Origin of the sequence: Mesorhizobium sp. M1E.F.Ca.ET.063.01.1.1 (assembly GCF_003998155.1) — a bacterium.
In the GTDB taxonomy this organism is placed as follows: Bacteria; Pseudomonadota; Alphaproteobacteria; order Rhizobiales; family Rhizobiaceae; genus Mesorhizobium.
The window spans coordinates 1-1,931 of record NZ_RZSC01000960.1; the positions used below are offsets into that span (position 1 = coordinate 1).

3 protein-coding genes are annotated in these 1,931 nt (G+C 62.6%); all 3 read right to left on the reverse strand.

What is annotated here, in order from left to right; genetic code table 11:
• Positions 1-38: 38 nt before the first annotated feature.
• Complete coding sequence (locus EOA29_RS34790; protein WP_126093160.1) at positions 39-635, reverse strand: LysE family translocator; 597 nt, start codon at positions 633-635, stop codon at positions 39-41.
• A 121-nt stretch (positions 636-756) separates the two neighbouring features.
• A complete protein-coding gene (ilvN, locus tag EOA29_RS34795) occupies positions 757-1,332 on the reverse strand; it encodes an acetolactate synthase small subunit (RefSeq protein ID WP_126093159.1) in 576 nt (191 codons plus the stop codon).
• Between the two features lie 83 nt (positions 1,333-1,415).
• On the reverse strand, positions 1,416-1,931 hold a 516-nt coding region (locus EOA29_RS34800), incomplete at its 5' end, for a thiamine pyrophosphate-dependent enzyme (protein ID WP_245468701.1).

A 1,931-nucleotide genomic window follows, 5' to 3' on the forward strand; every position in this document is an offset into this window, starting at 1 on the left:
GCCATTCGCAGGCCGGCCTCACCTGAATATCGATACATCTAGCGGAGCATCGGCCAGAGCGTCGCCGCCAGCAGCAGCCCCATGGCTATGTTGAACCATCTCAGCCGCACGGGATCCGACAGGAAGCCGCGCAGCGCCGTGCCGAATCCGGCCCACACGGAGACGCTGGGCAGGTTGACGATGGTGAAGGCAATCGAGATCAACGCCACCGAGACGAACGGATGGTCCGGATTGGTGTAGACGGCCATGGCGGTGATCGCCATCACCCACGCCTTGGGGTTGACCCACTGGAACGCGGCGGCGTCGATGAAGCGCATCGGCCGCGCCTCCGTCCCTTTTCCGTCGCTCATCGAGCGCGACATGGCGATCTTCCAGGCGAGATAGAGCAGGTAGGCTGCGCCTGCGACTTTCAGCGCCGTGTGCAGCGCCGGAAACGCCGTCAGCACCGCGCCGAGCCCGAAGCCGACGGCCAGCAGCAGGATCAGAAAGCCGATGCTGATGCCCAACATGTGCGGAACCGTCCTGGCGATGCCGAAATTGACGCCAGAGGCCAGCAGCATCAGGTTGTTCGGTCCCGGTGTGATCGAAGTCACCAAGGCGTAGACCAACAGGGCAAGGAATGCGTCGAACGACATGGTATCCTCCCAGATATGTCAGCCTTATTGTCCTTTTTTGGGGGATGCGCAAAAGCCACGGACGGACGACTTGCCGGGCCAAAGAGACGACTGAGGCAGTCCGAGCGATTGCCCGCCGCGCTCACATGCCCTGCGGGCCGCGATTCATTGCCGCCACGCCGGTGCGGCAGATCTCGACCAGGCCGAGCGGTTTCATGATGGCGATGAACTGATCGAGCTTCGAACCCTTGCCGGTGATCTCGAAGATGAAATGCTCGGTGTTGGCGTCGATAACGCTGGCGCGGAAGGCGTCGGCCAGTCGCAGCGCCTCGACGCGGGCGTCGCCGGTACCGGCGACCTTGACGAGCGCGAGTTCGCGCTCCAGCGGCCGCTCCTGCCCGAGCTCATGCGAACGAACGGTAAGGTCGACCACGCGATGCACCGGCACGATGCGTTCGAGCTGGTTCTTGATCTGCTCCATCACATGCGGCGTGCCGCGCGTCACGATGGTGATGCGCGACAGATGCTTCTCGTGCTCGGTCTCGGAGACGGTCAGGCTTTCGATGTTGTAGCCGCGCCCGGAGAACAGGCCGATGACGCGGGCAAGCACGCCCGGCTCGTTGTCGACCAGCACGGAAAGCGTGTGCGTTTCCGGCTTCTCGGTTTCCTTGGCAATGAAATAGGCGGAACCGGTCGGTTGAAGGTGCTGTGCGTTCATGACGTGAATCTCGATTTCAGATTTTTGAGCTAATTCTCTGTTTGCGCACGGCTTTCTCGCGACAGCCCCGCCTTGGTGGCCGCCTACACCAGTTCCCTGCCCTTGGCGTCGATGGCATTGGCCACCGCCTCGTCGGTCGCCTCGTCCGGCAGGAGCATCTCGTTATGCGCCTTGCCCGACGGGATCATCGGGAAGCAGTTGGCTAAAGTCGCCACGCGGCAGTCGAACAGCACCGGCTTCTTCACCGAGATCATTTCCCGGATCGCGTCGTCCAGTTCGTCCGGCTTGTCGCAGCGGATGCCGTGGCCGCCATAGGCTTCCGCCAGCTTGACGAAATCCGGCATCGCCTCGGTGTAGGAATGCGACAGCCGGTTGCCGTGCAGCAGCTGCTGCCATTGGCGCACCATGCCCATATACTGGTTATTGAGGATGAAGATCTTGATCGGCGCCTCATACTGCACCGCCGAGCTCATCTCCTGCATCGTCATCTGCACCGAAGCGTCGCCGGCGATATCGATGACCAGCGCATCGCGATGCGCGATCTGCACGCCGAGCGCCGCCGGCGACGCTTCGGTGCAGATGACGATGCAGGAGATGAG